The 5969-nt window shown below is 28.7% G+C and carries 8 protein-coding genes; 3 read left to right on the top strand and 5 right to left on the bottom strand.

Going from position 1 to position 5969, the window contains the following annotated elements; translation table 11 throughout:
• Positions 1-565 precede the first annotated feature (565 nt).
• From JJD95_RS19410 to JJD95_RS19390, 5 genes are all read right to left on the bottom strand, one after another.
• Positions 566-1039, bottom strand: a complete 474-nt coding sequence (locus JJD95_RS19410) for a chemotaxis protein CheX (protein ID WP_291645053.1) — start codon at positions 1037-1039, stop codon at positions 566-568.
• Positions 1040-1108: 69 nt separating this feature from the next.
• Positions 1109-1231 carry a hypothetical protein gene (locus JJD95_RS19405; protein ID WP_291645051.1) on the bottom strand — a complete coding sequence of 41 codons (123 nt, stop codon included), beginning with the start codon at positions 1229-1231 and terminating at the stop codon, positions 1109-1111.
• Between the two features lie 11 nt (positions 1232-1242).
• On the bottom strand, positions 1243-1416 hold the full coding sequence (locus JJD95_RS19400) for a hypothetical protein (RefSeq protein WP_291645049.1): 174 nt from the start codon (positions 1414-1416) through the stop codon (positions 1243-1245).
• Positions 1417-1721: 305 nt separating this feature from the next.
• The gene (locus JJD95_RS19395) at positions 1722-2234 is read right to left on the bottom strand and encodes a hypothetical protein (RefSeq protein WP_291645047.1); all 513 of its coding nucleotides are present in this window, start codon (positions 2232-2234) and stop codon (positions 1722-1724) included.
• Between the two features lie 577 nt (positions 2235-2811).
• Complete coding sequence (locus JJD95_RS19390) at positions 2812-3414, bottom strand: hypothetical protein (protein ID WP_291645045.1); 603 nt, start codon at positions 3412-3414, stop codon at positions 2812-2814.
• Positions 3415-3616: 202 nt separating this feature from the next.
• Here JJD95_RS19390 and JJD95_RS19385 point away from each other — a divergent pair, with 202 nt between their 5' ends.
• From JJD95_RS19385 to JJD95_RS19375, 3 genes are all read left to right on the top strand, one after another.
• Positions 3617-4096 (top strand): hypothetical protein, encoded by a 480-nt coding sequence (locus tag JJD95_RS19385; RefSeq protein WP_291645043.1) that lies wholly within the window; start codon positions 3617-3619, stop codon positions 4094-4096.
• Between the two features lie 4 nt (positions 4097-4100).
• Complete coding sequence (locus JJD95_RS19380; RefSeq protein ID WP_291645041.1) at positions 4101-4343, top strand: hypothetical protein; 243 nt, start codon at positions 4101-4103, stop codon at positions 4341-4343.
• A gap of 702 nt (positions 4344-5045) precedes the next feature.
• Positions 5046-5969 (top strand): replication initiation protein (locus JJD95_RS19375; protein ID WP_291645039.1); only part of this gene is annotated, 924 nt, incomplete at its 3' end.

Raw genomic sequence — 5969 nt, 5'->3', positions numbered from 1 at the left:
TTGATAAATCAAGTAACTGAAAGTTACACAAGTACATTGTGTAACTTTCAAATATTTTAAAAAGGTTAAAATAAATACCTTCAACAGGTATTCCATCCGCCTAACATACCTTTTGGAGGGGATAGGCAAAACTACCCAAAATGCTCTACAGAGCTTATAAATGAGATTAAAGCTATATTTAAAGAGGACATAAAGGGGTTAGAAGTTAGAAATTTATTAGGGGTACGGAAACGATTCGTGTAAAAATAACCTCCATAGTGTATCAAAAACCTATTAATCGCTTTGATACACTTTTAAATATTAAAAACATTGATATTACTCACTAAAAAATTTAATTATATTTTATGAATATCATATAACTATAGTATTTTGATACAATTATATAATGCCATTTTTAAAGGGTATCAATTAAATTTATCTTTTGTTTTAAATTCATATTCTTTGAAATCATCATCTTTTTTTATACTACTTGCTAACAGCCTAACTAATCTTTACTCTAATACTGTTAATGTATAGGATGCCTCAATCAATCTATTGCTTTAATATACCCAATTATTACTTACATTTATTTGCATACATCTGCTAAAAATATGTCAAATTCTATAACTCCACCACCTGCTAGTACTAGTGGAACACATATTGCCTGGTTCATGTAATTTCTCTGAGAATTCTCCCTGTTAATTGTTATATCTGGAGGTGTGATATCTATTGTAATATTATCACCTGCGAAGTTCATCCCTGCATGTCCTGCTATCATGTTGCAAAATTCTGATACAGCAGAAGTGGTCATTTCATCTAGTTCAGTTACTTCATAACCACCCATCATTGCTGATACTATTGCTAGTGCTGTTGCTTTAGGAATATTCATATAAAAATTGCCCTTTACTGATCCTATTACACCTATGCTTACTGACACATCGTTTAAAAGATGCATCCCCTGTTTCACATAAAGCTTACCTTTTGTAAACTCCATATTTGCTACTTCCTTAAATATATCTGTACAAGCCTTTATTACTGGATTTATATATGCTACATTCATCAGTACAACCCCCATTATTTTATGTCTGCATATGATACAGTGTCCTTACAATATTTATCTCTAAAATTTCTATACTAGAATAATTACCTTCGTTCTCTTTAAGCCACATATTTGCCTCTTCTTCAGTTGATTTACATATATAGCAGTATCCATTACCGTTCTCAAGATAAGTATTAGAAACTTACTTGACATACTATTACCTTCTAAGCAGACTCGTTTAACAAATCTCTTAATCTATGCATATTTTTCAGCCTTAGAAATAGCTTTTTAAGTGCATCACTCTCGTTCTCATATGCACCTAATAAGAACTCTAGCCACCTAGTATTGACGTATTTTACTAACCACTTATTTCTATGCTCTGAAAAACAGCTGTACATATCATACCCCCCTTTAGTGTGTATTGATATTCTGAAAGTAACACAATACCAATTGAGTTACTTTCACTTTGAGGCTATTACTCATTTTTTAAAAATTGTAAATATATTTTATTTATGATAATTATGGCATGATTGACTATATATTATTAGTCGAAATTGTAAAATTATGTGGTGACAGAAATGGGTGAGATCATGAATACTACAGTTGTTTGGGGACTTATAGCCATAGGACTATTAATAGCGGGGTAGTACCCGTTTGAGCGTAAAAAAGAGCAGTAGAGATTCTACTGCTCTAGGATATTCTATTAGTTTGCTTTGACCTCATAACTGCCTAATTTATAAGTAACAACCTTGCCATCTATTTTATCGGTATCATACTGAGTCACTTCAACCTTGTGGACTCCTACCTTTAGGTCATCCTCTTTTAGGTTTAACGAAGTCTGTGTATCTCCTAATTGCTCTTTACAATTCAATACCCCATCTACAAAAACATAGCTTAATTTAGCACCATCGAATTCCCATGCATTGAATCCTATTTGTAATAATTGAGTTTCTTTATCTTCGTAAATGAAAGGCACGACACCCTCATTACTATTGCCCGAAGGTGTTTCAGTTTCAATTTTACCTTTGCCTGTATCCTTTATTCCTGAAGGTAGTACTATCTTAATCACTTCTACTTTTGGCTCTGTTTCAATAGGTTCTGCAGAGGTTGTTTCTGTACTGGTCGGAGTTTTCGAGGCACTGGAAGCGCTAGAACACCCCACGAAGCTTAAAGACATAGTAATAGTTATTAATAGCATTGCGATTGATTTTTTCATTTGTAATCCCCCTAAAATTTAGTTGTTTTATTGTCTAATCGTATTATTGCATTAAAACTCATTAATCTGTATACACAATATTCCCCATTGCATAATCAAACATGATATCTGCTTATTTCATGTTTTCTAAAAATGCCGAAATTATCATATTCAAATTTTATTTTGAATATGATAATTTTACCACAATTTATAAACTTTTTCATTAATGATAGTTGAACTTAATGCAGTTGTTAATATAGTTATTAGAGCACTACCTATTCCGAATAACTATGATAAACATATATTAGGTAATAATCTTCATATATTTCGTCACAAGTACACCCATATTTAATGTTATAGGGGTACTTGCTTTAAGTGTATATTGATATTCTGAAAGTAACACAATAGTAATTGAGTTACTTTCACATTGAAGCTATTGCCCATTCCTTAAAAATTTCAATTTGAATGTAACATAACGTGTTGACTTGTAACGTTCAATGTATTATAACGTCGAATTTCATTGTTAGTTGTTGCATTCTCATCATCATGTAATTTTCTGTTAAACTCAAAAAATAACTTAATAAAATAAATGCATAATTTAATGTTTTAAAAATTTAAAAAAACTTTTTTTTTGTTTATTAGATTCAGACTTAACTCTTCTATTATCCATTTCTTTTTTTATATTACCTATTTTCTCATCGAGTTCCACGAAGTGAGCTTCCAACAACGGAATATCATTTTGTTGCTTATTTTGCCCATCTTTAACTAATATCTGCATGTTCTCTAAAAGCTTATCTTTACTTTCTAATTGTCGATCCTTCTCTTCAAGCTGACTATGTAGAAATGATATCTCACTTTTTGACGAATGTTTTTCTAATAAATTACGCAAAAAATCAATTTCACTTTTTAACCCTATAATTACATTGTTGTTACATGAAGTTTCATGTGACAAGTCTTGTTCTTCAAGGGTCATAGCTTGCTCAGTTTCCTTGTGGTTTACATTATCAGTATCATTTGTAATTACATTAAGTAACTCTGTAATTACATGAAAACCATGTTCGTCAACGTAGGCTTTACCTTGCTTAGTAATGATATATGGTTTTACTTGATTTAACTTTAGTTTTCTATAAATGGTAACCTTTGAAACTTTGGTCAAATTTGCAATCTGTTCTACATTGTATAACACCTTAGCACACCTCACTTTAACATCATAATTACATGTAATTTCATGTTACAACACTATAACTAATTCACTTTAAAAATTAAAAACCCTTTAATTTTTTTACATACAAAAAATATATCTTGATGCTGTTTTGGTATATAAAAAAATTATAATGGATAAAATAATATATGTAGTCACCTTGACCACAGTGACTACATATATTATACTAGGAGGTGAAGAAATGATTTTTTTTAAAAAAGGAGAAAATAATATGGAAATGCTAATGAAACGAAAACTTAATATTAGAGATACAAAAAAACATTATAGTGAAGTAAACAATGCTGTATTAAATGGGTTAGAAATGGTGACTTTTAAAGGTATAAATAAAAATTTAAAAAATGGCGAAGAAGTAAGTCATATAAAAACTCCTTATGTAGATTTTTTGATGGAAGGTTTAAAGTTTAATCCAATTACTGAATCTGGAGAGGAATTAGGAGGATATACTATTTCGTTAAATGAGATCGATATGTATGGTGAAGGCTCTACACTTGAATCTGCAAAGGAAGATTTGATGAATACTATTTGTGAGTATATTAATATTTATTTAAATCAAATTGATTTATTTGGCAAAGTTGACAACATCTCTAAACAAGTATATATGCTAAAATTAATTCGTTGTGATGGCAATAGAGATAAAATAATGAAAGAAATAGGTTTATAATAATATGCCAATAAGATTTAGTATGGGACATATAAAAAGACTATTAGTATACTTCAATATGAAACTTTTAAGAAAAGGTGGATTTATATATGGCGGCTTAGGGAAAGATGGAATTTGGAGAACTTGTAAATTTGATTACCATAAAGACAACGATACGCTAAGACCAGGAACAGCTAATTCTATCGCACACTCATTAAAATTTAAGGATGTTGAGGAAATGAAAAAATTTATAGATAACAATAAATAAATTTTTTCATCACTCTTTTTACAACATGAACATAGTGAATTTTTACACGCTTGACGATTTATAAATTTTCTAAAATTTCGCACACACCATTATTATGGTGTATAAGTGCGCCCTTCGTTTCTCTTAGGGGGTTGGATGTTGTTACAATTTTTGTTTTTTATTTTAAATAAGTTATTATATCAAATTTTATTTTCACACTAAATACATTATAATTCAATAATGGTTTTCCTAAAAAGGAAATGGACAAAATAATATAGATGACTGTGCAGGCAATTGGGAATCTATATTTTATAATCACCACCCTATTACTTTTTTTAAAGTTTTATATACTTCTTTGGCAAATATATAAATTTGTTTTTAGACTAATATTTTTAGGTTTTACTCAGATTTATTCATTTCCCTTCTTCGTTTAACTGATTGATTTTCAGTTAATTTTAATTAACAACAACTGTTGTTGTTTAAATATGTTTAACAGTACTTTGTTTAAGATGTTTAGAGCATGCCTCTACGCAAGACATACCAGGAGGTTCAAAAATCTAATAATACTTTTAAGATGTGAACTAATACTTTTAAGATGTGAAATTAAAATCTAATAATACTTTTAAGATGTGAACTAATACTTTTAAGATGTGAACTAATACTAATACTTTATATAGCATTAGTATTAGTTGTGTGGTATTATATCCTTGAGGTGATATTTGAATGGATAAGAATTATATGGTAACCAAAAGTAATAAATTAATTGCTTGTAATTATGATTTAAGTTTGCAAGAACAAAAAATCATATTAACTCTTGCAAGCATGGTACAACCACAAGATACCGAATTTAAAGAATATGAATTTAAAATAAAAGATTTTATAAAATTGTTAGGAGTAGAAGGTCAAAATAAATATACTGAATTGCCTAAAATAACAAAAGAATTAAAGAAAAAAGTATTTGAAATAAGTGAAGGCACAGACATACTACAAGTAAGTTGGCTAGGGGGAGTAAGATATAAAACTAAAGAAGGAATATTGATATTGAAACTTGATTCGGGTCTAAAACCTTATATGTTAGAACTTAAAGAATTGTATATAAGCTATAAATTAGATAATATATTAAGTTTAAAAAGCAAGTATTCAATAAGAATGTTTGAAATATTAAAAAGTAATTTATTTAAAAAGTGTATTGAAATTGAACTTGAAGAATTGAAAAAAATGTTGGGAATAAAGGGAAAGTCATATGATGTTTATCAGAATTTAAAAAATAAGGTTATATTACAATCACAAAAGGAACTTAAGAAATTAACTGATATATCCTTTGAGTTTGAAGAAATAAAGACTGGTAGGAAAGTTACAAGCTTAAAATTTTACATAAATACTAATAAAACTAAGAATAAGGCTCTTGAAGAAGCTTGTGTTACCGAAGAGGGCAAATATACCAATGAAGAAGAAAAATGCCATACAGAGCTTATAAGTAAGGCTAAAAGCATATTTAAAGAGAACATAACAGACCTAGAAGCTAAATTCATATTAAATACTGCCAAAAGTGATATAAATATTATTAAAGAAAAATATGATATTGTATCCCATATGAAAAAAGTTGATAGTGTTGTTGCTACTATGATTGACGCAATAAGAAAAGAT

Origin of the sequence: Clostridium sp. (assembly GCF_016650035.1) — a bacterium.
GTDB lineage: Bacteria > Bacillota > Clostridia > Clostridiales > Clostridiaceae > Clostridium_AD.
The sequence above is the reverse complement of the archived record's forward strand: the minus strand, read 5'-3'. Positions and strand labels throughout refer to the sequence as shown.

Coding starts and splice junctions, on each gene's coding strand:
- JJD95_RS19395 (WP_291645047.1), bottom strand. CDS start 2,234: ATGAAAAAATCAATCGCAATGCTATTAATAACTATTACTATGTCTTTA.
- JJD95_RS19380 (WP_291645041.1), top strand. CDS start 4,101: ATGCCAATAAGATTTAGTATGGGACATATAAAAAGACTATTAGTATAC.
- JJD95_RS19400 (WP_291645049.1), bottom strand. CDS start 1,416: ATGTACAGCTGTTTTTCAGAGCATAGAAATAAGTGGTTAGTAAAATAC.
- JJD95_RS19385 (WP_291645043.1), top strand. CDS start 3,617: ATGATTTTTTTTAAAAAAGGAGAAAATAATATGGAAATGCTAATGAAA.
- JJD95_RS19405 (WP_291645051.1), bottom strand. CDS start 1,231: ATGTCAAGTAAGTTTCTAATACTTATCTTGAGAACGGTAATGGATACT.
- JJD95_RS19410 (WP_291645053.1), bottom strand. CDS start 1,039: ATGAATGTAGCATATATAAATCCAGTAATAAAGGCTTGTACAGATATA.